Genomic DNA, 635 nt, shown 5'->3' on the forward strand with positions numbered 1-635 from the left:
GCCTCACCGCACACACCGTCCTGGAAGGCCTGGACTTGTACGATGACCGAGCAGTAGTCCGCACTGCCGTTGTCGGCAACGGCGTACACCCGCACTGGTACGTCCTGGTTGACTACCTCGCAGTCCAGGTCAATGCCCAGACGGCCAGCCACTGGCGTGAAGCCGGCAACACCCGCTTCTTCTTCCGTGTAGATGCTGTACTGGTCGATCAGGTTGCCGAAGCAATCAAACACATCGCTGGCGATGAAGTCAGTGGCCCAGATCGCAGCCATTCCACCACCCTGGCCGTTGGGCATCAAGGTCACGGTCAGCGTCTGGATACAGATTGGCGTCGGCGCTTTGTCCGGCGTTACACAGAACTCCAGGATCTCCACGTCGAAGTTACCACAGCCGTCCGCCGCCCGGATCCGGATGGCGTGCTCGCCTACCGGTACGTTTGTCGCGCGGATCGAGTAGCTGCCGTCGCCGTTGTTCGTCAGCGTGATGCCTACGCCCAGCGCCGCAGCGTTGTCCGGACGGAAGCCCTGCGCAACGTCGTAGTTCGCGTCCAGTTGCAGCGTAACGTCAACGTCGGAGCACTCGTCTACCGCCGTGAAGGTCAGCGTCAGGTCGGCCGTGCACGTTACGCTCGTACC

The 635-nt window shown here is 62.0% G+C and carries 1 pseudogene; it reads right to left on the reverse strand.

The window, feature by feature from the left end:
* A pseudogene (locus tag H9S92_RS02210) lies at nucleotides 1–635 on the reverse strand (hypothetical protein); the annotation flags it as partial.

The sequence above is a fragment of the Neolewinella lacunae genome, from assembly GCF_014349155.1.
GTDB classification, from domain to species: domain Bacteria; phylum Bacteroidota; class Bacteroidia; order Chitinophagales; family Saprospiraceae; genus Neolewinella; species Neolewinella lacunae.